Source organism: Actinacidiphila alni (genome assembly GCF_900112845.1).
Classification (GTDB): domain Bacteria; phylum Actinomycetota; class Actinomycetes; order Streptomycetales; family Streptomycetaceae; genus Actinacidiphila; species Actinacidiphila alni.
Map to the genome: position 1 here is coordinate 1 of NZ_FONG01000019.1, position 20,578 is coordinate 20,578.

15 protein-coding genes and 1 rRNA gene are annotated in these 20,578 nt (G+C 72.9%); 7 read left to right on the plus strand and 9 right to left on the minus strand.

Features of this window, described 5'->3' with window-relative positions; genetic code table 11:
* Nucleotides 1–114, minus strand: a 16S ribosomal RNA gene (locus BM076_RS26415); the annotation flags it as partial.
* A gap of 535 nt (nt 115–649) precedes the next feature.
* On the opposite strand from BM076_RS26415, the gene BM076_RS26420 reads away from it, so the two are divergent.
* Together BM076_RS26420 and ptsP are read left to right on the plus strand one after the other, a co-directional pair.
* Entirely contained in the window at nt 650–1,099 is a 450-nt protein-coding gene (locus tag BM076_RS26420) for a PTS sugar transporter subunit IIA (RefSeq protein WP_093716213.1), read from the plus strand.
* Between the two features lie 89 nt (nt 1,100–1,188).
* Nucleotides 1,189–2,859: a phosphoenolpyruvate--protein phosphotransferase gene (gene ptsP, locus BM076_RS26425; protein WP_093716214.1), complete on the plus strand. Its 1,671-nt coding sequence runs from the start codon at nt 1,189–1,191 to the stop codon at nt 2,857–2,859.
* Between the two features lie 169 nt (nt 2,860–3,028).
* On the opposite strand, the gene BM076_RS26430 is transcribed toward ptsP, so the two are convergent.
* Both BM076_RS26430 and BM076_RS26435 read right to left on the minus strand, forming a co-directional pair.
* Nucleotides 3,029–3,988 carry a hypothetical protein gene (locus BM076_RS26430; protein ID WP_245796394.1) on the minus strand — a complete coding sequence of 320 codons (960 nt, stop codon included), beginning with the start codon at nt 3,986–3,988 and terminating at the stop codon, nt 3,029–3,031.
* A 40-nt stretch (nt 3,989–4,028) separates the two neighbouring features.
* On the minus strand, nt 4,029–5,369 hold the full coding sequence (locus BM076_RS26435; protein WP_245796396.1) for an MFS transporter: 1,341 nt from the start codon (nt 5,367–5,369) through the stop codon (nt 4,029–4,031).
* A 91-nt stretch (nt 5,370–5,460) separates the two neighbouring features.
* Between BM076_RS26435 and BM076_RS26440 the strand changes: the two genes are divergently transcribed.
* Nucleotides 5,461–6,798, plus strand: a complete 1,338-nt coding sequence (locus BM076_RS26440) for an aminotransferase class I/II-fold pyridoxal phosphate-dependent enzyme (protein WP_093716215.1) — start codon at nt 5,461–5,463, stop codon at nt 6,796–6,798.
* 144 nt (nt 6,799–6,942) lie between these two features.
* Entirely contained in the window at nt 6,943–8,532 is a 1,590-nt protein-coding gene (locus tag BM076_RS26445) for a cellulose binding domain-containing protein (RefSeq protein ID WP_093716216.1), read from the plus strand.
* 31 nt (nt 8,533–8,563) lie between these two features.
* Here BM076_RS26445 and BM076_RS26450 read toward each other — a convergent pair whose 3' ends face one another.
* Nucleotides 8,564–10,582: an acetoacetate--CoA ligase gene (locus BM076_RS26450; RefSeq protein ID WP_093716339.1), complete on the minus strand. Its 2,019-nt coding sequence runs from the start codon at nt 10,580–10,582 to the stop codon at nt 8,564–8,566.
* Between the two features lie 363 nt (nt 10,583–10,945).
* On the opposite strand from BM076_RS26450, the gene BM076_RS26455 reads away from it, so the two are divergent.
* Nucleotides 10,946–13,306 (plus strand): glycoside hydrolase family 31 protein, encoded by a 2,361-nt coding sequence (locus BM076_RS26455; protein WP_093716217.1) that lies wholly within the window; start codon nt 10,946–10,948, stop codon nt 13,304–13,306.
* Here the strand turns inward: BM076_RS26455 and BM076_RS26460 are convergent.
* From BM076_RS26460 to BM076_RS26480, 5 genes are all read right to left on the minus strand, one after another.
* Nucleotides 13,273–13,821 (minus strand): NUDIX domain-containing protein, encoded by a 549-nt coding sequence (locus BM076_RS26460; RefSeq protein WP_093716218.1) that lies wholly within the window; start codon nt 13,819–13,821, stop codon nt 13,273–13,275. The two genes, BM076_RS26455 and BM076_RS26460, sit on opposite strands and share 34 nt — an antisense overlap.
* A gap of 9 nt (nt 13,822–13,830) precedes the next feature.
* Nucleotides 13,831–15,246 carry an adenylosuccinate synthetase gene (locus BM076_RS26465; protein ID WP_245796398.1) on the minus strand — a complete coding sequence of 472 codons (1,416 nt, stop codon included), beginning with the start codon at nt 15,244–15,246 and terminating at the stop codon, nt 13,831–13,833.
* Nucleotides 15,247–15,254: 8 nt separating this feature from the next.
* Nucleotides 15,255–16,268: a hypothetical protein gene (locus BM076_RS26470; protein WP_093716219.1), complete on the minus strand. Its 1,014-nt coding sequence runs from the start codon at nt 16,266–16,268 to the stop codon at nt 15,255–15,257.
* Between the two features lie 102 nt (nt 16,269–16,370).
* On the minus strand, nt 16,371–17,432 hold the full coding sequence (locus tag BM076_RS26475; protein WP_093716220.1) for a protein kinase family protein: 1,062 nt from the start codon (nt 17,430–17,432) through the stop codon (nt 16,371–16,373).
* Complete coding sequence (locus BM076_RS26480) at nt 17,429–18,334, minus strand: NUDIX hydrolase (RefSeq protein WP_093716221.1); 906 nt, start codon at nt 18,332–18,334, stop codon at nt 17,429–17,431. Before BM076_RS26480 ends, BM076_RS26475 begins: the two co-directional genes overlap by 4 nt.
* A gap of 117 nt (nt 18,335–18,451) precedes the next feature.
* On the opposite strand from BM076_RS26480, the gene BM076_RS26485 reads away from it, so the two are divergent.
* Both BM076_RS26485 and glpK read left to right on the plus strand, forming a co-directional pair.
* The gene (locus tag BM076_RS26485; RefSeq protein ID WP_093716222.1) at nt 18,452–18,820 is read left to right on the plus strand and encodes a DUF962 domain-containing protein; all 369 of its coding nucleotides are present in this window, start codon (nt 18,452–18,454) and stop codon (nt 18,818–18,820) included.
* Nucleotides 18,821–19,008: 188 nt separating this feature from the next.
* The gene (gene glpK, locus BM076_RS26490) at nt 19,009–20,544 is read left to right on the plus strand and encodes a glycerol kinase GlpK (RefSeq protein WP_093716223.1); all 1,536 of its coding nucleotides are present in this window, start codon (nt 19,009–19,011) and stop codon (nt 20,542–20,544) included.
* The last annotated feature ends 34 nt before the right edge of the window (nt 20,545–20,578 follow it).

Genomic DNA, 20,578 nt, shown 5'->3' on the forward strand with positions numbered 1-20,578 from the left:
CGTGTTACTCACCCGTTCGCCACTAATCCCCACCGAAGTGGTTCATCGTTCGACTTGCATGTGTTAAGCACGCCGCCAGCGTTCGTCCTGAGCCAGGATCAAACTCTCCGTGAATGCTTATTCGCATCACAGGAAGAGCGGCACCACGAGGAGGAATAATCCCCGGGTGCACAGCGTCCTCGCTGTTGTGTTACTTCAAAGGAACCTCGTCCCGATACAAACGAGACGGGGTATCAACATATCTGGCGTTGACTTTTGGCACGCTGTTGAGTTCTCAAGGAACGGAAGCTTCCATCGGAACCGTTTCACCGGCCCCTCCGGGCTTTCCCTTCGCGTCTCCGACTCTAGCAGAAGCTTTTCCGTCGGAATTACCAACCCCGTTTCGAGCACACACGTTTCCGCGGGTCTCGTCGAGGCGGTTGTGCCAACGTACTGGACTCCCCCGCCCGGAGCAAATCGACGGCGGCCGTTCCGGTCGCGGTGGCTGAGTGTGGTCGTATGACGGAGTGGATGACCGGGAACGATCACCTCGTGGTCGGATCCGCTCGGGCGGAATCCATACTTGACATGACTTAGGCTGCTCTCGCGGCTTCGCCGTCCGGTGACAGGCAGTGACGGCGTCTTGAGCTCCGCATACAGGAGGCTTCCCATGACGACCGTTTCCTCTCCCCTGGCCGGACGGGCCATCGGACTCGCGGCTGTGCCCGACCCGGTGTTCTCCGGGGCCATGGTGGGTCCCGGCACGGCCATCGACCCCGTACGCCGGCCGACCGTGGCGGTCTCGCCCGTCGACGGAGTCGTCGTATCCCTGCACCCGCACGCGTTCGCCGTCGTGGACGACGAGGGGCACGGGGTGCTGACGCACCTGGGCATCGACACCGTTCAGCTCAATGGCGAGGGGTTCGAACTGCTGGTGGCCAAGGGCGACACCGTGACCCGTGGTCAGGACGTCATCCGGTGGAACCCGGCGGCCGTCGAGGAGGCCGGGAAGTCGCCGGTGTGCCCGGTGGTGGCGCTGGAGGCGACCGCGGAGGCGCTCGGCGAGGTGGCGGAGAGCGGCGACATCGAGGCCGGCGGCACCCTCTTCACCTGGAAGTAGTCCCGCGCTCTGCCAGGAGTGAGGCCAGCGGGGGCACGAAACCAACGCGGCGGCGCCAATGCCCGCCGCATCGACCGGAGACGGGTGAGATGGAGACAACGCTGCGAGGCGTCGGTGTCAGCCACGGTGTGGCGATCGGCGAGGTACGGCACATGGGCACCGCTGTTCTGGAGCCGCCTGCCAAGCAGATTCCGGCGGACGACGCTCCGCGCGAGCAGGGGCGGGCCCGCCAGGCCGTGGAGGCGGTGGCCGCCGATCTGACCGCGCGCGGTCATCTCGCGGGTGGTGAGGCGCAGGCGGTGCTGGAGGCTCAGGCGCTGATGGCGCAGGACCCCGAGCTGCTGGCGGATGTCGAGCGCCGGATCGCCGTGGGCAGCACGGCCGAGCGCGCGGTGTACGACGCCTTCGCCTCGTACCGGGCGCTGCTGGCGGGCGCGGGCGAGTATCTGGCCGGTCGGGTCGCGGACCTGGACGACGTGCGGAACCGCATCGTGGCGCGGCTGCTCGGGGTGCCGATGCCGGGCGTCCCGGACAGCGACGAGCCGTATGTGCTGATCGCGCGGGACCTGGCGCCCGCAGACACGGCGCTCCTCGACCCGACCCTTGTGCTCGGCTTCGTGACCGAGGAGGGCGGGCCGACCAGTCACAGCGCGATTCTCGCGCGGGCGCTGGGTGTGCCGGCCGTGGTGGCGCTGCCCGGCGCGGGCGAGTTGGCCGAGGGCACGACCATCGCGGTCGACGGCAGCACCGGTGAGGTGTTCGTCGAGCCGAACGAGGAGAAGCGGACGGCGCTGACCGAGGCCGCCGCCGCGCGGAAGGCTGCGCTGGCCGCGTCGTCGGGTCCGGGTGCGACGTCGGACGGGCACAAGGTGCCGCTGCTGGCGAATGTCGGCGGGCCCGCCGATGTGCCGGCGGCCGTGGCGGCCGGTGCCGAGGGTGTCGGTCTGTTCCGTACCGAGTTCCTGTTCCTGGACGATTCCGCGAAGGCGCCGTCGGAGGACAAGCAGGTCGAGGCGTACCGCCAGGTGCTGGAGGCGTTCCCCGAGGGGCGTGTGGTGGTCCGCGTGCTGGACGCGGGCGCCGACAAGCCGCTGGACTTCCTGACGCCCGCGGACGAGCCGAACCCGGCGCTGGGCGTGCGGGGGCTGCGGTCGCTGCTCGACCACCCGGAGGTGCTGCGGACGCAGCTGACCGCGCTGGCCAGGGCGTCGGAGGGGCTTCCGGTGTATCTGGAGGTCATGGCGCCGATGGTGGCGGACCGTCAGGACGCGAAGGCGTTCGCCGACGCGTGCCGCGAGGCGGGTCTGCGGGCCAAGTTCGGCGCCATGGTGGAGATCCCGTCGGCCGCTCTGCGGGCGCGGTCGATCCTCCAGGAAGTCGAATTCCTGTCGCTGGGCACCAATGACCTGGCGCAGTACACCTTCGCGGCGGACCGGCAGGTCGGTGCGGTGTCGCGGTTGCAGGACCCTTGGCAGCCCGCGCTGCTCGACCTGGTGGCGGCGTCCGCGGACGCCGCGCGGGCCGAGGGCAAGAGCTGTGGTGTGTGCGGTGAGGCGGCGGCGGATCCGCTGCTCGCGTGTGTGCTGACCGGCCTCGGTGTCACCAGCCTTTCCATGGGTGCGGCGTCGATTCCGTATGTGCGGGCGACGTTGGCGAAGTACACGCTGGCGCAGTGCGAGCGTGCGGCCGCCGCGGCGCGGGCGACCGACAGCGCCGACGAGGCCCGGCGGGCGGCGCAGGGCGTGCTGTCCGGCGAGTGAGGCGGTCCGGCCGGTGGCCGGGAAGGGGCGCTCCATCCGTGTGCGGTTGGGGCGCCCTTCGCGTTCCCGGCCCGGGCGGAGCGCCCGTGATGCCCTGGCGTCCCGGTGTCCTCATGTCCCGGCATCCCGGTCTCCCGGCAGCCAGGGGTCGTTGGTCTCCTCCGTGTGCTCAGCCGGTGTGGTCGATGCGGGGTGGCGGGAGCGGGAGTCCCGCCTGGTAGACGACTCCGGGCTCGGGCGGCACGGGGTCTCCGGTGGCCGCATCGGTGCAGTAGGCGTTGAAGACCTCCGCCTCGGTGAGCGGGTGGAGGGTGCCGTCGTGCAGGGACCAGCCGCGGACCACGTCGGGCCGTTCGTCGGTGTGGGTGGTGCGCAGGACGACACCGCCGGCGCGGCCGGTGGCGGTGCTCGCGGCCATGACCGTACAGAGCACGAGCGCGTCGTTCTCCGCGAGGTGGACCATGCCGTCGGTGTCGGCCTCGACATGGACGGCGGCCAGCAGCGGGCCGTCGTCGGAGGGGAGGCTGCACACGATGTGATGGCGGCCGGGGCCGACCGTCTCGACGAGCCGCAGCAGTGTGTCGGAGGCGCGGTCGAAGGTGCAGTGGGCGACGTCCTGCCCGCAGTCGGGGCAGGTGCCGGCGCGGGTGAGGGCGTCGGTGGCACTCTCCCACGTGGCGCGCCGGTCGGCTTCGTGTGCGAGTTGGGCGCGCAGCAGGGAGACGGGTTGCCGGGTGTAGGTGACGGCGGGACCCGCCGCGGTGGCTTCCGCGGTGTACCGGGTGCGGGTGGTGGCGCTGTCCGGTGGCTGCCGGGTCGTCGTGCAGTAGGCGGCATAGCCGTCGGGGTCGAAGAGGGTGACGGCCACGTGGCTGCCCTGGGCGTGCAGATGGCGGAGGAAGGCGTCCACAGCGTGCAGATACCGTGGGTAGTCGTCGAAGGCGAAGGTCTGATACTCCGTCATGGCGGCGAAGTCGGCCTCGTCGAGGAGCAGGGCCACGACGGTGGCGGCCTCGCGGCGCAGCGCCCGGCGGTGGGCGGCGCTGTGACGTGGCCGGACAGTGGACCGGGCGGTGGACCGGCGGCGGTCGGTACGGCGGGCGGCGGTGCGGTTCGTGGTGCTGGACATGCTTCCCCCTCGGACGTGGCAACGGGGATCCCGACGATCCCTAGTGCTCACTCACCGTAATCGGAGGCACTGACAATGACGGCTCCGTGCCGGCGTCGGCGGTGCCTGCATCGCCAGCCGTCCGCCCGGTCGGCCGCTCCAGCCCGCCCAGCCGGCGCAGCACGAGGCGGCGCTGGAGCAAGGCCGCGGCGGCGAGGACGGCGCCGAGTGCGATCCAGCCGGCCGGTCCGGTGGCGATGACGACGGAGGTCATGAGGAGCGGTCCGATGCAGCGGGAGGTGGACTGGGCGAGGCCGTGCACACCGACGTAGGCGCCCTGCGCGTCGTCGGGAGCGAGGGCGACGGACAGTTCCCAGGAGACGGCCGACTGGATCATCTCGACGACGGTGAAGGCGACGGCGGCGGCGAGGACGGCCGCGGTCGCGGTCCAGCGGGTGTGGACGACGGCCGTCGCGGTGGCGGCGCCGGAGAGCAGGAACCACACGGCGACCCGGCGCAGCGAGTCGGCGGCGACGCGCGGGCTTCTGCCGTACCGCGAGAGCCTGACCTGGAAGGCGACCACGATGACGGTGTTGACTACGAAGATCGCGGCGGCCAGGCCGTGCGGCGCGTCGGTGCGGGTGATGATCCACAGCGGCATGCCGACGCTCAGCGCGCAGCCGTAGAGGAACATCGCGGAGTCGAGGGCGGCATAGGCGAGATAGCCGCGGTCCCGCCACGGGTTGGCGACCGGTGGGACGTGGCCGGGTACGGGCGGCGCGGCGGCGAGGTGTCCGGTGACCGTTCTGCTCGCCGACGGCGGTTCCGCGCAGCGGGCGACGAGCGCGGCGACGAGGACGAAGGACAGGGCGTCGCCGAGGAGCAGGGCGCGGTAGACCGTGCTGGTGCCGATGGCGAGCGCGGCGGAGGCGCCGAGGCCGCCGATGGTGTAGCCGACGTTGACGACCGTGCGCTGTACGGCCTGGTAGCGGGCGCGTTCGGGTCCGGCGACGCGGGCGGCGAAGAGCTTGGTGAGGACGGACGCGGCGCGTTCGCCGAAGCTGCCGAGGGCGACCAGCGGCAGGAGTTGCCAGAATCCGTGGGCGAGGAGCAGCAGCAGGCTGGACGCGCCGCGCAGGAGCTGGACAGCGAAGAGCACGCGGGTCAGCGGGAGGCGGTCGGCCAGGCGTCCCGCGACGGGTGCGCCCGCGATGCCCGCGGCGCCGCCGAGGCCGAGCAGGAGTCCGGCCTGCGCGGTACCGAGGCCGCCGATGACAACGAAGTAGAGGGCGGTGACGGCGACCCACAGCCCGGAACCGGTCTTGTCGATCAGATTGATCCACAGCATCCGCCGGCCGTCCGGGCCGCCCGGTATCGGCGGCAGCTGTATCGGTATCCGCATCGCGTCGGCTCCCCCTCGTTCCCGAACGGCCGTCCGCGTTCCGTGCTCCGCGACTTGCCGTTCGCCTTTGTATTGATACATAATGTGTTCTGTGGTGACACAATATGCGATCAGCGGGACGACGGCCAGGGAGATTGCCGCGTCGGCCGAACGGGCGGTCTCCGACGGCGGGTTGCGGCCGGGGGACGCGCTGCCGCCGGTACGGACGCTCGCCGGGACGCTCGGGGTGAGCCCGGGAACGGTGGCGACCGCGTACAAGGAGCTGCGGCGGCGCGGGATCGTGGTGACGCGGGGGCGGGGCGGCACGGTGGTCGCGCCGGCTCCCGCGGTGAGTACGGCGGCCTCACGGCGACCGCCCCGGGTGCCCGAGGGGCTGCGGGATCTGGCGGGCGGTCATCCCGATCCGGCCTTCCTGCCGGATCTGGTGCCGCCGGGACGGCTGTCGCCGGGTGCCCGCTCGCACCGCGCCTCGCCACGGCTGCCGGAATTGGAGGAGTTGGCGCGGGCCTGGTTCCGCAGGGACGGTGTGCCGGACGCGCATGTGACCTTCGCGCACGGCGCGCTGGACTGTGTGTCGCGGCTGCTGTCGGTGGAGCTGCGGCCGGGGGACGCGGTGGCGGTGGAGGATCCCGGTTTCCATCATCTGCTCGACCTCGTACCGGCGTTGGGACTGCGGACGGTGGCGGTCGCGGTGGACGACGAGGGCGTACGGCCCGACGCGCTGCGGTCGGCGCTGCGGGCCGGTGCACGGGCGGTCGTACTGTGTCCGCGGGCGCAGAATCCGTACGGGTCGCGGGTGTCGGCGGCGCGCCGGGAGGAATTGCTGGCGGTGCTCGCCGGGGCGCCGGAGGTGCTGGTGGTCGAGGACGACCACAGCGCCGACACCGCGGGCGGCCCGCTGCGTTCGCTGACCACCGCGGGCGCGGCCGGGCCGGCGCGGTGGGCGCAGATCCGTACGGTCTCCAAGCACTTGGGCACCGATCTGCGGTGGACGGCGATGGCGTGCGACGCGACGACGCTCGCCCGGCACGACGGCCGGATGCTGCTGACGTCGGGGTGGGTGAGCCATGTGCTCCAGGAGACGGTGGCCCGGCTGATGACCGACCCGGCGACGACGGCGCTGGTGGCGGCGGCGGGGACGGCGTACACCGAGCGGCGCGAGGCGGCGCTTGCCGCGCTCGCCGGGCACGGCATCGCGGCGGCCGGGGTGAGCGGGATGAACGTCTGGGTGCCGGTGCGGGACGAGGCCGCGGTCGTCAACGGGCTGCGGTCGCACGGCTGGTGGGTCGCGGGCGGTGCGCGCTTCCGGATCGCCACCGGTCCCGGCGTACGGATCACGGTCGCGGACCTCGCGGTGACGGAGGCCACCGCGCTCGCCGCCGATTTCGCGGAGGTCCTCTCCGAGAGCTCGAGCACCTACGGAGGTTGAAAGCCTCGATCTTCGGCCATCTCCCGCTGTGCCAAACGATGTTGATGGTGCATCAGCGATACGTGCGGGCCCTATTGACGCGTGTGCCGCCGGTCAAGTATCCAGATCTCGGTCGACATTGGTACAGACCAAAGGGAGTCCGGCATGCGAAGATCCCTCACTCTCCTCCTCGCGCTCTTCGGCACACTCGTGCTGTTCTTCGTTCCTCCCGCGACGGCGGCCGGCGGTATCGGCGCCGCCTTCGTCAAGACCTCGGACTGGGGCAGCGGCTACCAGGGCCAGTACACGATCACCAACGGCAGCGGCGCCACGATCAGTTCGTGGAAGGTCGAATTCGACCTGGCCTCCGGCAGCAGCGTCGGCAGCTACTGGGACACGCTGATGACGCAGTCCGCCGGCTCCGGCGGCACGCACTACACCTTCACCAACCGGGACTACAACGGGACGCTCGCCCCCGGCGCCTCCGCCGTCTTCGGCTGGGTCGGCAGCGGCAGCGCGGTCCCCGCCAACTGCAAGCTGAACGGCGCCTCGTGCGACGCGGGCGGCGGCGGGGGAGCCGACACCACTCCCCCGTCGGTGCCCGGCGGCGTGACCGTCGGCTCGCCCACCAGCTCCTCGCTGACCGTCCACTGGACCGCCTCGACCGACAACTCCGGTTCCGTGGCGGGCTACGAGGTCTCCGTCGGCGGCGGCGCACCGGTCGCCGTGACCGGCACCTCGTACACCGCGACCGGTCTGGCGGCGTCCACCGCCTACTCCTTCCGGGTCCGCGCCAAGGACGCGGCCGGCAACACCTCGGCGTACAGCGCCGCCGTCAGCGGCACCACCAGCAGCGGGGGCGGCGGGAATCCGAACCCGGGCACCATCCGCACCGCGCCCTACGTCGACATGGGCGCCTGGCCGACGCCCAGCCTCACCGCGATGTCCCAGGCGAGCGGGTTGAAGAGCTTCACCCTGGCGTTCGTCACCTCGGCGGGCTGCAAGGCGTCGTGGTTCAACGCCTACGACCCGCGCCAGGCGTGGGCCAAGGACCAGATCGACGCGATCAGGGCGGCCGGCGGGGACGTGAAGGTCTCCTTCGGCGGCGCCAGCGGCATCGAACTGGCCCAGGCGTGCGGCTCCGCGAGCGCGCTGGCCGCCGAGTACGGCGCGGTGGTCGACGCGTACAACCTGTCCTACGTCGACTTCGACATCGAGGGCTCGGCGGTCGCGGAGCCCGCGTCCATCGCCCTGCGCTCGCAGGCCCTGGCGCTGCTCCAGCAGTCGCACCCGGGACTGCGGATCTCGCTGACACTGCCCGTGCTGCCCACCGGCCTCGACGCCAACGGGCTGAACGTGCTCAACGCCGCGAAGAACGCGGGCGTCAACCTCGACCTGGTCAACGCCATGGCCATGGACTACTACCAGAACGTCGACTACGGCGACGCGGCCGTGCAGGCGGCGAACAGCCTGTTCTCGCAGCTGAAGTCCGCCTACCCGGGCAAGTCCGACGCGCAGCTGTGGGCGATGGTCGGCATCACGCCGATGCTCGGCCAGAACGACGACGGGCATGTCTACAACCAGGACGACGCCCGGCAGCTCGTCACCTTCGCCAAGGGCAAGCACCTGGGCATGCTCTCCTTCTGGGAGGAGGGCCGGGACGCCAACGCCTGCACCGGCGCCCTCTACAAGTGCACCAACATCTCCCAGGCGCCCTATGAATTCTCCAAGATCTTCGCCAGCTACACCGGCTGACGGCCCGTCGGGGAATTCCTGAACCGGCCTTCTACGAGCGGCCGTCCGCCCGGTCGGCGGCGAGCCGCTCGTAGAAGCGCAGGACGTCCAGGTCGTCCACCGAGCCGGGGTTGACGGCCTTGTCCAGCGAGGTGCCCTGGAGCAGCCGCTTGACCGGGACCTCGATGCGCTTGCCGGTGAGGGTGTGCGGAACGCCGGGGACGGCGATGACCTCGTCGGGCACATGGCGCGGGGAGAGCTGGGCGCGGATCGCGGTCCGGATCCGGTCGCGCAGCCCGTCGTCCAGTACGGCGCCGTCGGCGAGCTGCACGAACAGCGGCATCCAGTAGCCGCCGTCGGGTTGTTCGATCCCGATCACCAGCGACTCGCGGATCTCCGGCAGCCGTTCCACGACCTCGTAGATGTCGGACGAACCCATGCGTACGCCCTGCCGGTTGAGGGTGGAGTCCGACCGGCCGTGGATGACGACGGTGCCGCGCGAGGTGAGGGTGATCCAGTCGCCGTGCCGCCACACGCCGGGGAACATCTCGAAGTAGCTCTCGCGGTAGCGGGTGCCCTCCGGGTCGTTCCAGAAGCGGACCGGCATCGACGGCATCGCGTTGGTGACGACCAGTTCGCCGACCTCGTCCACGACCGGCCGGCCCTGCGCGTCCCACGCCTGGAGGTCGGTGCCCAGGCAGGGCGCTTGCAGTTCGCCGATGTGGACCGGGAGCGTCGGGACGCCGCCGGCGAAGCAGCTGCACACATCGGTGCCGCCGCTGACCGAGGCGATCCACAGGTCCTCCTTGACCTCGTCGTGCAGCCAGCGGAAGCCGTCGGGCGGCAGCGGCGAGCCGGTGGTGGCCACGCACTTCACGGCGGACAGGTCGGTGTCCCGGCCCGGGTGGACGCCGGCCTTGCGGCAGGCGATCACATACGCGGCGGAGGTGCCGAAGACGGTGGTGCCGGTCCGCTCCGCGACGCGCCACTGGGCGGCGGTGTCCGGGTAGCCGGGGCTGCCGTCGTAGAGCACGACGGTGGCGCCGGCCAGCAGCCCAGAGACCAGGAAATTCCACATCATCCAGCCGGTGGAGGTGTACCAGAAGAAGCGGTCGTCGGGGCCGAGGTCGAGGTGCAGGCCGGTCTGCTTGAGGTGTTCGAGCAGGATGCCGCCCTGCGACTGGACGATCGCCTTCGGCAGTCCTGTGGTGCCCGAGGAGTAGAGCACCCACAGCGGGTGGTCGAACGGCACGGCCTCGTAGGCCGGTTGCGGGTCGTCGGCGGTCAGTTCCGCCCAGTCCAGGGCGCCTTCGGGGGTGGCGGTGCCCAGCAGCGGGATGTGCACGGTCGCGCGCAGCGAGGGGAGCCCGGCGCGCAGTTCGGTCACGACGTCGGTGCGGTCGTGCCGCTTGCCGCCGTAGCGGTAGCCGTCGACGGTGAACAGCACGACGGGCTCGACCTGTTGGAAGCGGTCCAGGACGCTGCGGGCTCCGAAGTCCGGTGCGCAGGAGGTCCAGACGCCGCCCACGGCGGCGGTCGCGAGCAGGGCGACGACGGCCTGCGGGATGTTGGGCAGATAGCCGCTGACGCGGTCGCCGGGGGTGACGCCGAGGCGGCGCAGGGCGGCGGCGAGCGAGGCGACCTGACGGCTCAGTTCGGCCCAGGTCACGGTGCCGGTCTCGTGGCTCTCGTCCAGGTGCAGCAGCGCGGGCGTGGCGGCGCGTTCCGGGTCGAGGGCCGGGCGCAACGCGTGCTCGGCGTAGTTGAGTGTCGCGCCGGGGAACCAGCGGGCGCCGGGCATCGAGGCGTCGGCGAGCACCGACTCGTACGGGGTGGTGAAGCGGACGTCGTACCAGTCGGTGATGGCGCGCCAGAAGGTCCCGGGCTCGCGGACCGACCAGGCGTGCAGGGCGTGGTAGCTCGCGGCCGGATCGCCGGGTACGGCGCCGGGGGCGTCGTACGTGCGCGCCGCCCAGTCCTGGAAGCGGGTCACCTGCGCGCGGGCGATCCGCTCGGGGCCCGGGGTCCACAGGGGTTCCGGGGTGCGGTCGGGCTCGGGCGTGGCGGTCATCTGCGGCTCCCGGACGGTACGCGTCATTGCGTGTGTGCGACTGGTCTGCGGCTCGGCTTCTGATCGCCGGCGGCGGTCCGCGGCGGGCGGAATGTCCTGCCACGGTCCTGGGCAGGACGATGCCATGTGATCGTCTTCGGCGCCAGGGTCCGTCGGCGGGGCGCGGCGGCGGGGCGCGGACGGGCCCGCGGGTACGGGCCCGTGCGGGCCCGGTGCGGCCGGTCGCGCGGGGTGATCCGGGTCACGTGCGGGGGCCGGATCCGGTGTGCGGCGGCAACCGGCGCGGGTCGGGCACCGCCCCCTCCAGGTGAACACCGGCTGAACGGGCGGCGCGAGCGGCCGTTTCGATGGAAGGCTTAGGGCATGGATGCTCGGGACCTGCTGCGGTCGGTGCGGACGGCGGGTTCCGCCGATGGATGGCGTGCCACCGCCTCGGCGTGGCGGCGGCAGCGCACCGACGCCAGGGATCTGCCGCGGCGCGGTACGGAGCGGGCACGGGTGCCGGGTGCGGCACAGGAGGCGGAGTCACTGCCGGGCGGCGGCCGGGTGCGGTTCGCCCGTTCGGTGCTGCGGGTGCGGGTGGCGGTCGGCGGCGCCGTCTTCTGCAGCTGGGACGGCGCGGACCCCGATCCCTCGTACGCCTTGGCCGACGGGCGGCCCGAGGCGGATCTGCGGGCGGTCCTGGAACCGGACAAGGACGGCTGGCGGGTGGTGTCCGAGCGGGTGACGGTGCTGGTCTCGCCGCACGGCGCGGTGGAGATCCGCACGCCCGGCGGGGTGCTGCTGCGCAGGGAGCTGCCGCCGCGCTGGTGGGAGCCGACCGGCGGCGCGCCCGGAGCCGGTTCGCGCTGGGTGCAGCGCTCGGAGACCCCGGCGGACGCGCGGGTGTACGGGCTCGGCGGCCGGGCCGTCGGGCCGCGGCTGCCCGCCGGCGGCTACCGGCTGTGGAACACCGATCCGGACGGTTCCTTCGAGCCCGGTGACGACCCGCTGTACATCACGATGCCGGTGCAGTTGGTGGTGGCCGACGCGGGCTGTCATCTGATCTTCCACGACAGCACCTGGGACGGCCGGGTGACGCTGCGGGACGGCGAGGAGGGCGCGGGCTCGGGGCACGACCGGCCGGGCGGCAGCGAACTGCGGATGGACGGCGGGCCACTGCGCTACTGGGTGATCACCGGCACGCCGTCGCGGGTCCTGAACCGCTGGACCGCGCTGACCGGGCGGCCCGCGCTGCCCCCGCGCTGGGCGCTCGGCCACCACCACTCGCGCTGGGGCTTCGGCAGCGAGCGGGAGGTGCGGCGGGTCGTCGCGGGCTACCGCGAGCACGGACTTCCGCTGTCGGCGCTGCACCTGGACATCGACCACTTCGACGGCCACAAGGTCTTCACCGTCGACAAGCGGCATTTCCCCGATCTGCCCGGGCTGGCCGCGGAGTTGGCGGACGAGGGGATCCGTACGGTGTCGATCGTCGACCCCGCGGTGAAGGCCGAGCCGGGCGTGCCGGTGTACGACAGCGGCACGCGGGAGGCGGCGTTCGTCAAGGACGCGCGCGGCCAGGAGGTGCACGGCGTGGTGTGGCCGGGCACGGCGGCCTTCCCCGATTTCACCGACCCCCAAGTGCGGTCCTGGTGGGGCCGGTTGTACGCCGAGCGGCTCGACCAGGGCTTCGCCGGGTTCTGGCACGACATGAACGAGCCGGTGTCCTTCGCGTCCTTCGGCGAGAACACGCTGCCGCGCTCGGCCCGGCACTCCCTGGAGGGACGCGGCGGCGACCACCGCGAGGCGCACAATGTGTACGGGCTGGCGATGGCCCGCGCGGGCTACGAGGGTCTGCGCGAACTGCGCCCGGAACAGCGGCCGTTCCTCTTCTCCCGGTCCGGCTGGGCCGGCATGCAGCGGTACGGCGGCACCTGGTCCGGCGATGTGGCGACCGGCTGGTCCGGGCTGCGCGCCTCGCTGGCACTGGTCATCGGCCTCGGCCTGTGCGGGGTGCCGTACTCGGGCCCGGACGTGGGCGGCTTCACCGGCTCGCCGTCGCCCGAGCTGTACCTGCGCTGGTTCCAGATGGCCGCGTATCTGCCGTTCTTCCGCACCCACTCGGCGATCACCGCGGGCCGGCGCGAACCGTGGGAGTTCGGCCCCGAGGTGCTGGAGCACGCGCGGGCCGCGCTGACCGAGCGGATGCGGCTGCTGCCGTATCTGGAGTCGCTGGCGCACATCGCGCACCGCACCGGTGCCCCGTACGTGCGTCCGCTGTGGTGGAACGCGCCGGGCGACCGGGCGCTGCGCGAGAACGGGGACGCCTTCCTGCTGGGCGACGCGCTGCTGGTGGCGCCGGTGCTGGAGCCGGGTTCGGTGACGCGGGCGGTGCGGCTGCCGCGCGGCCTGTGGTACGACACGGCGACCGGCCGGGGGCACCGCGGTCCCGGGCAGGTGCTGCTGGACGCGCCGCTGGGCCGGATCCCGGTGCTGGCGCGGGCGGGTTCCCTGCTGCCGGTGACCGGGGCGGACGGCGCGACGGAACTGGAGGTGTGGGCGCCGCGGCTCGGCCGGGCCGGCGGCGGTGTGGTCCTCACCGGCGACCCGGACGGCTGGGAGAGCGCGCGGATGGAACGGTTCACCACCCGGTGGGCCGGCGGTGAGGTCGTGGTGGAGCGGGACGGGGCGGATTCGGCCGAGCCGGTGGGCTACCGGGTGCGGGTGCGGGGCAGCGCGTCGTAGGCGCCGTCGAACCAGCGGCGGGCCGCGAGGGTGTGCAGCGGGAAGCCCAACTCGGCGGCTGCGGCCAGGATGTGATGCCCCTCGGTCTCGTCGGTGGGGGCGGACGGCGGGAGGTCGGCCGCGTCCAGCGCGGGCAGCAGGCCGAAGAGCAGCAGATAGCCGCCGTCCTCGTCGGTGAGCGCGTCGGCGAGGGTGACCTCGGCGGCGGGCACCTCGATGCCGGTCTCCTCGGACAGTTCGCGGACGACCGCCCGCTGCCAGCTCTCGCCGACGTCCATGAAGCCGCCGGGCAGGGCGAGTTCGCCGATGCTCGGCGGGATGGCGCGGCGGATGACGAGGAGTCCGCCGCCGCGGCCGTCCGGGGCGTCGCCCGGGCCGCGGACGGGGAGCAGCGCGACGGCGACCGGCAGGGGGTTGCGGTAGCTGACGGCCCCGCAGTTCCCGCAGGTGCGGGGCCATCCGGGGGCGGCGCCGAAGGGCGCGCCGCATGACGAGCAGTGAGAGTCCTTGGCCACGGCGGGACTTTACTGGAGGGCGGCGGCAGGAGGCGCGGCCTTGACGGGAGTCCCGCCCGGGGACGCCGCGGGAAGCCGACGCAGGACCTGCCGGGTCGGCCCGGAGGACTCCAGCAGCACCGGCGCGCCCAGTGCCGCGCCGATCGCCGCCGACCAGCGGCGCGGGTCGCGCCCCGGGGTGTCCCACAGGGCGGGCCTGGCCGTACGGAGCCGGGCGGTGAGGGCGGCCTGCCGGTCGAGGTCGCCGGGCGGCCCGGGCGTCAGGCGTTCCACCAGGTGTCCGTCGATGCCGTAGGCGCGGCAGATCCGCAGCCCCCGGGCGCGGCCGGGAGCGTCGAGGTGGGTGACGGCCAGCGCGTCCACTCCCCCGCAGACCTCGGCGGCGTAGGCGTGCGCGACGGCGTCGAAGTGACCGGTGCGGAAGGCGCCCTGCCATCGCCCGTGGCCGTTGTGCGGCTCGGGAAGCAGCGGCGTCAGTTCCGGGTCCTCGGTGACCAGCGGCCCCGGGCCGTGCCGGGTGGTGTAGGTGCGCACCACGCCGAGGCGCAGCGCCGAGCGCGGCGCGCCCGCCTCGGCCAGCAGCGTCTCGGCGTTGGCGAAGGTGGTGGTGGACCAGGTGGTGTACGGGTGGAAGCCGTGCCATTCGTCGAGCAGGACGCCTTGGGCGCCTTCGAAGACCACGCGTCCGCGGCGCAGCAGGGCGTGCAGCGCGGCGCCGTCGGTGAGGGTGACGGCACGGGCGAAGGCGGCGAAGACGTCCGCGCAGTCCTCGACGGGCGGCGCGGGCAGCGGTCCCAGTTCGTCGGCCAACCGGTCGCGCAGCAGCCGCAGTTGGCGCAGCAGACGGGTGCGCGACAGGCAGTCACCGACGGTCGGCGCGTCGCCTGGGTGGGCGAGCGCGTAGCGGGCGGCCTCCCCGACGCCCATCCCGCAGGAGCCGTGCCGTTCGGCGCCGCGGGCCTGTTCGCGCAGCCGGTTGGCCGCGGCGTGGTACGGGGTGGCCAGCGGCGCCGCGCGGTCGACGGTCAGCAGCGCGTACGGGTTGGGGACGCCGACGGTGCGCAGGTGGTCGGCCTCGGCGGACAGGGCGAGCGGGTCGACGGTCATGAACCGCGACAGGTGGGTGGGCACCGCGCGCAGCGTGCCGGAGCCGAACTGCGCGAAGGTGTGGTGGCGGCCGTCGGCGGTGACGACATTGTGCGCGGCCTGGGCGCCGCCGTTGAACCTGACGACCGCCTGGACCGTACCGTCCTGGCAGAGCCGGTCCACGACGGCACCCTTGCCCGCGTCGCCGAACCCGAGGTCCACGACGATCGTGTGCGCCGCGTCCGACGCGTGCGCCGTGGCCGATGCGTGCGCCGCGTCCATCGCATTCCTCGCGCTGCTCGTGGTCGCCTCGCGCGGGGTGCGGCGGTCGGCGGGCATGGCGGCCACTACAGCCGCGTGGTGGTGGCGGGTCCGGCGGCGCCGTCGGTGAGCGGCGCGTCGGAGACGGCGAGCGCGGCGCCGCGGGCACCGGTCGTACGCCGCTTCCGGTCGAGTCCCGCGAGCGCCTTCCCGACGCTCTGGCCCGCGGCCGAGCCGACGTCGGCCAGGTCGGCCAGGCCCGCCGCGAGGTCGATGGCCTCCTCGCCGAGCCCCACGGTGAGCGCGATCGTCTCGCAGACCGCGTCCAGGTCGTCCAGCTCGATGACGTTCTGCCCGAGCAGCTTCCGCCACAGTCCGAGGACTTCGGGGTTTCCGACGTACGAGGAACCGGCCGGGAGGATGTAGTGCACGTGGTAGGTGCGCTGGAGTTCGGTGAGGATGTCGGTGATGGGGATGTCCTGCGGGATGTGCTCGCCGAGGACGTCCCGCACCTCGCGGGCCTTGACCTTGCCGTACGGCATCTCGTCGCCGATCAGGAAGAGGTAGCCGCGCCGGCCGCGCTTCTCGTGGCAGTCCAGCGCGGTGTGCCGGGCCATGGTGTAGAGCGCCAGCTCGTAGGACTCGGTCATCTGGCCGCCGCCCCCGCCCTCCAGCAGGATGTTGCCGAGGTCGTCGTCCATCCGGTTGTCGGACTCGAACTGGCCTATCTGCAACGGCACCCGGTCGCAGGTGGCGTCGCCGACCGCGCCGAACATCACCTGCGGGTGCTCGGTGTAGCCCTTGCGCAGCAACAGGCCGAACAGCTCGGGCAGTTTGGTCTGGAGCACCTGCGGGACCTTCCGCATGGAGCCGGTGACGTCGAAGAGGACGGCGATGGCGAGCGAGGTGGGGTGCTCGGCGGAGTCGCGGCTCTCGCGCAGCGTCAGGCCCTTGGGGTCGAGCGACGGGTGGGCCGCCCAACTGGAGCGCGGCGACGAGCCGGTGACGCGGTCGCTGTAGGCGAAGGCGCCCGTGCCGGAGCCGGCGCGGTAGCGCGCGGCGGCGTCGTAGACATTGGTGGACCAGCTTCCGCTGCCCATGGTGGTTCCCCCTCGGAGATCAGGTGATGTGGCGTCGGGTGATGTGTCGGGTGGTCGGTGGTGTGCCGCGGCGCGCGGCGAAGGCGGCGTTCTGACGCAGCGTCAGGACGGCGGCATGGCGAACGGCCGGAAGGTGCGCGGCCCGTAGAGCCGTTCCAGCAGGCCGTCGAGGTCGGCGAGCAGCTGCCACGCGTCCTGCGGGCGGGCGGCCTGCGACGGCAGGACGCAGGCCCGCAGGAAGGCCCGCATCGGTCCGGGCGCCCGCTCCCCCATGAGGGTCCGCAGGCAGTGCGCGGCGAGGTGGATGTCGGTGGCCGGTGTGGCGGGCCGCCGGGCGGGCACCTCGGGCGGATACGCGTCCTGGTGCCGGTCGACCAGCAGCGGCACATGGGTGCCGACGGCGGTCGCGTAGCACCAGTCGACGAGCACCAGGCCGTGCAACTCCGGGTGGACGAGGATGTGTTCGGGGAAGACGGCGCCGTGCACGAGGCGCGCCCGGTGGGCCCAGCCGAGTGCGGTGAGCAGCCTGCGCCACATCCAGGCGGCGTCGCGCGGGTCGAGCCCGTCCGGGTGGGCGGCGGCGACCTCGGCGAGCGAGTGGAAGCCGGTGAGCGGCGCGAACGCGTTGACCCGGCGTTCGACACCGTCGGTGTCCCGGTGCCGGAAGCTCTCGATCAGCCGGGGCGCGTACGCGCGGTGCCGCCGTTCGGCGACGGTGTCGAGGCGGCCGAGGACGTCGGCCTCGTGTTCCAGCAGGTCGTTGTCGCGGGGCCGCAGCGGGATCTTGAGCACGGCGGCCCGCCGGTCGCCGTCCTCGTCGTAGTGGGCGGCGCGCAGGACGGCGAGGTCGCCGGTGGCCAGGACGTCACCCAGGACGTAGCTGCGCCGCGCGGTGGTGACTGTGACCCGTCCGTGGTCCGTGTGCCCGCCGTCCGCGCCGCGCCTGCGGGCGGAAAGCCGGGCGAAGGCGGCGGCGGCCTCGGCGGCGCGCCCCGGCGGGGCCGCGTCCGGGTGGAGCAGCCGGGCGAGACGGCGGAAGTGGCGCACGGCCTCGTGGGGGTCGGCGGGGAAGTCGGCGTCGAGGGCGGCGAGGGCGGCGTCGAAGGTACGGATCGCGTCGTCGGCGGGTGCCGCGCTGTGCGTGCGTATCGGTCCCGTGGTCATCGGACGTCCTCCTCCCGGTCGGGGCGGAGCAGTGCCGGATGCAGCAAGCGGGCGTCGCCGGCCCGGTACAGGCGGGCGCGGGGGCCGCCACGCCCGCCGGGGCGGTTGTCGGTTTCACCGGTGGACTCCACGAAGCCCGGTACGGACAGCACTTTGCGGTGGAAGTTGCCCGCGTGCAGCGGCGCGCCCCACACCGTCTCGTAGACCGCCCGCAGTTGGCTGATGGTGAAGCTCTCGCCGAGGAAAGCCGTGGCCAGCGGGGTGTACTCGATCTTGGCGCGGGCCCGCTCCAGCCCGTCGGCGAGGATGCGGTCGTGGTCGAAGGCGAGCGCTTGGGCGCTTGCCCGATGACCGGGCCGGCGGCCGGTACCACCCCCGTAGGTTCCGGGCCGCCGACCCTGCTCGAAGGGACGCCGGGGTGCGTGGCGCGGTTGCCCCTGCGGGAAGATTGCTTCCACCGGGGTCCATGAGGCGCCCGCGGCGTCGCTGCCCGCTGTGGCATCGGGCAGACCGGGCGCGAAGGCGAGATAGGCGATCGAGACCACGTGCATGCGCGGGTCGCGGTCCGGGCCGCCGTAGGAGCCGAGCTGTTCGAGGTGGACGCGGCCGAGCGCCGCGGCGTCGAGACCGGTCTCCTCGGCCAGTTCGCGGGCCGCCGCCTCGTCCAGCGATTCGCGTCCGGCGCGGACGAATCCACCGGGCAGTGCCCGCTCCCCCGCGAACGGCGGTCCGCCGCGCTCGACGGTCAGGACGTGCAGCCGGTCGGCGCGCAGCGTCAGGGCGACGACGTCGACGGTGACGGCGATCGGGTCGAAGGCGCGCGGATCGTAGCTGTCCAGGAAGTCCCGTTCACGCCGCGCCGCCTCCCCCGCCGCACCCGGCGCTGCCACGTCGTCCGTCATGTCGTCCCCTCGCGTCGCCGCACCCGAGTTGTTCTTCTCAAGGTGAGTAATTCTCAATACGAGAAGACCATAGCAGGGACCCCTGACAGCGTCCAGACCCGGCGCTACTCTGCGGTAATGGCGAAGCAGACATTCGGTTCCTTCGAGGAGTTCTGGCCCTACTACGTGGCGATGCACTCCAAGGCCGCCACCCGGTGGGTGCACCTGGCAGGCACGCTCACCGGCCTCGCCGTCACCGGCTACGGGCTGGCCCGCGGCCGGCGGCGGTACGCGGCGGCGCTGCCGCTGATCGGGTACGGGACGGCGTGGCCCGCCCACTTCCTGATCGAGAAGAACAATCCGGCGACGTTCGGGCATCCGGCGTGGTCGCTGCGCGGCGACGTCAAGATGATCACCACCATGCTCGCCGGACGGGACGCGGAGCTGGCCGAGACCGCCGCCAAATGGCTTGCCGAGAACGGCGGTCCGGACGGCGCCGACTCCTGACGGCCCGTCGTATCGAGCGGCCGCGCAGCGTGACATGACTGCCCCGTCGAAGTTCTTGACGCTCCGTCACCCCGGGGAGAACACTTCCGGTGGCGCGGAGCCGGGCGGTGGGAGGGGCCCGGACCCGGTGGTCCGCGCGCCGCCCATTCCCGACACGGTCCCGGGGGGACCGGGCAAGGGAGACTGACGTGAGCGACCGGCCAGAGAGCTACGTAGCCGCAATCGACCAGGGCACCACCACGACCCGCTGCCTCGTCTTCGACAGCCGCGGGCATGTCGTCGCCTCCGACAGCCGCGACCACCGGCAGATCCTCCCGCGACCCGGCTGGGTGGAGCACGACGCGACCGAGATCTGGGCGAAGGTGCAGGCGGTGGCGGCGGGCGCGCTCGCCAGGGCCGGGCTGCGTCCCGACCGGCTCAGCGCCCTCGGCATCACCAATCAGCGCGAGACCACGGTGCTGTGGGACCGCTCGACCGGCCGCCCGGTGCACAACGCCGTGGTCTGGCAGGACACCCGCACCGCCGCGCTGTGCGCCGAACTCGGCGGCGCGTACGGGCAGGACCGCTTCCGGGAGGCGACCGGGCTGCCGCTCGCGCCGTACTTCTCCGGTCCCAAGGCGGCCTGGCTGCTCGACCATGTGCCGGGCCTGCGGCGCCGCGCGGAGAACGGTGAGATCGCCTTCGGCACCATCGACTCGTGGCTGGTGTGGAATCTGACCGGCGGCACCGACGGCGGCATCCATGTCACCGACGTCACCAACGCCTCGCGGACGCTGCTGATGAATCTGGACACGCTGGACTGGGATCCGGCGATCCTGGCCGCCATGAACATCCCCGAGGCCGTGCTGCCCGAGATCCGGTCGTCGGCCGAGGTCTACGGCACCGCCACGGGGCGGCTGGCGGGCGTCCCGGTGGCCGCGGCGCTCGGCGACCAGCAGGCCGCGCTCTTCGGCCAGACCCGCTTCGGTACCGGCGAGGCCAAGAACACCTACGGCGCGGGCAGCTTTCTGCTGATGAACACCGGGACGCGGCCGGTGCCGTCCAAGCGCGGGCTGGTCACCACTGTCGGCTACCGGCTCGGCACCGACCGGCCCGCGTACTGCCTGGAGGGCTCGATCGCGATCACCGGCGCCCTGGTGCACTGGCTGCGCGACCAGTTGGGCCTGATCAGGTCCGTCGACGAGATCGAGCCGCTGGCCGCGAGCGTGCCCGACAACGGCGGCGCCTATGTCGTACCGGCCTTCTCCGGCCTCTTCGCGCCCTATTGGCGGTCCGACGCGCGCGGCGTGATCACCGGCCTCACCGGCTTCGTCACCAAGGCGCACCTGGCCCGCGCCGTGCTGGAGGCGACGAGTTGGCAGACCCGCGAGGTGGTCGACGCGATGCACGAGGACTCCGGCGTACGGATCGACTCGCTGCGGGTGGACGGCGGGATGACCGTCAACAAGCTGCTGATGCAGCATCAGGCCGATGTGCTCGGCGTACCGGTGATCCGGCCGGTCGTCGCCGAGACCACCAGCCTCGGCGCGGCCTACGCGGCGGGCCTGGCCACGGGGGTGTGGGACGGCCTTGACACCCTCAGGGCGCAGTGGGAGCGCGACGCGGAGTGGACGCCGCGGATGACCGAGCCGGTACGTGAACGCGGCTACCGGCGCTGGAAGATGGCGGTCGAGCGGAGCTTCGGCTGGCTGGACGAGGACGGCGAACGGGACGCCGCCGGCTGACCGCGCCGCGCCGTCCCGTTGGTGCTGCTGCCGT

Bases quoted from the DNA above. Each gene is read 5' to 3' on its own strand.
- BM076_RS26420 (WP_093716213.1), top strand. From the start codon at position 650: ATGACGACCGTTTCCTCTCCCCTGGCCGGACGGGCCATCGGACTCGCG.
- ptsP (WP_093716214.1), top strand. From the start codon at position 1,189: ATGGAGACAACGCTGCGAGGCGTCGGTGTCAGCCACGGTGTGGCGATC.
- BM076_RS26430 (WP_245796394.1), bottom strand. From the start codon at position 3,988: ATGTCCAGCACCACGAACCGCACCGCCGCCCGCCGTACCGACCGCCGC.
- BM076_RS26435 (WP_245796396.1), bottom strand. From the start codon at position 5,369: ATGCGGATACCGATACAGCTGCCGCCGATACCGGGCGGCCCGGACGGC.
- BM076_RS26445 (WP_093716216.1), top strand. From the start codon at position 6,943: ATGCGAAGATCCCTCACTCTCCTCCTCGCGCTCTTCGGCACACTCGTG.
- BM076_RS26450 (WP_093716339.1), bottom strand. From the start codon at position 10,582: ATGACCGCCACGCCCGAGCCCGACCGCACCCCGGAACCCCTGTGGACC.
- BM076_RS26455 (WP_093716217.1), top strand. From the start codon at position 10,946: ATGGATGCTCGGGACCTGCTGCGGTCGGTGCGGACGGCGGGTTCCGCC.
- BM076_RS26465 (WP_245796398.1), bottom strand. From the start codon at position 15,246: ATGCCCGCCGACCGCCGCACCCCGCGCGAGGCGACCACGAGCAGCGCG.
- BM076_RS26470 (WP_093716219.1), bottom strand. From the start codon at position 16,268: ATGGGCAGCGGAAGCTGGTCCACCAATGTCTACGACGCCGCCGCGCGC.
- BM076_RS26475 (WP_093716220.1), bottom strand. From the start codon at position 17,432: ATGACCACGGGACCGATACGCACGCACAGCGCGGCACCCGCCGACGAC.
- BM076_RS26480 (WP_093716221.1), bottom strand. From the start codon at position 18,334: ATGACGGACGACGTGGCAGCGCCGGGTGCGGCGGGGGAGGCGGCGCGG.
- BM076_RS26485 (WP_093716222.1), top strand. From the start codon at position 18,452: ATGGCGAAGCAGACATTCGGTTCCTTCGAGGAGTTCTGGCCCTACTAC.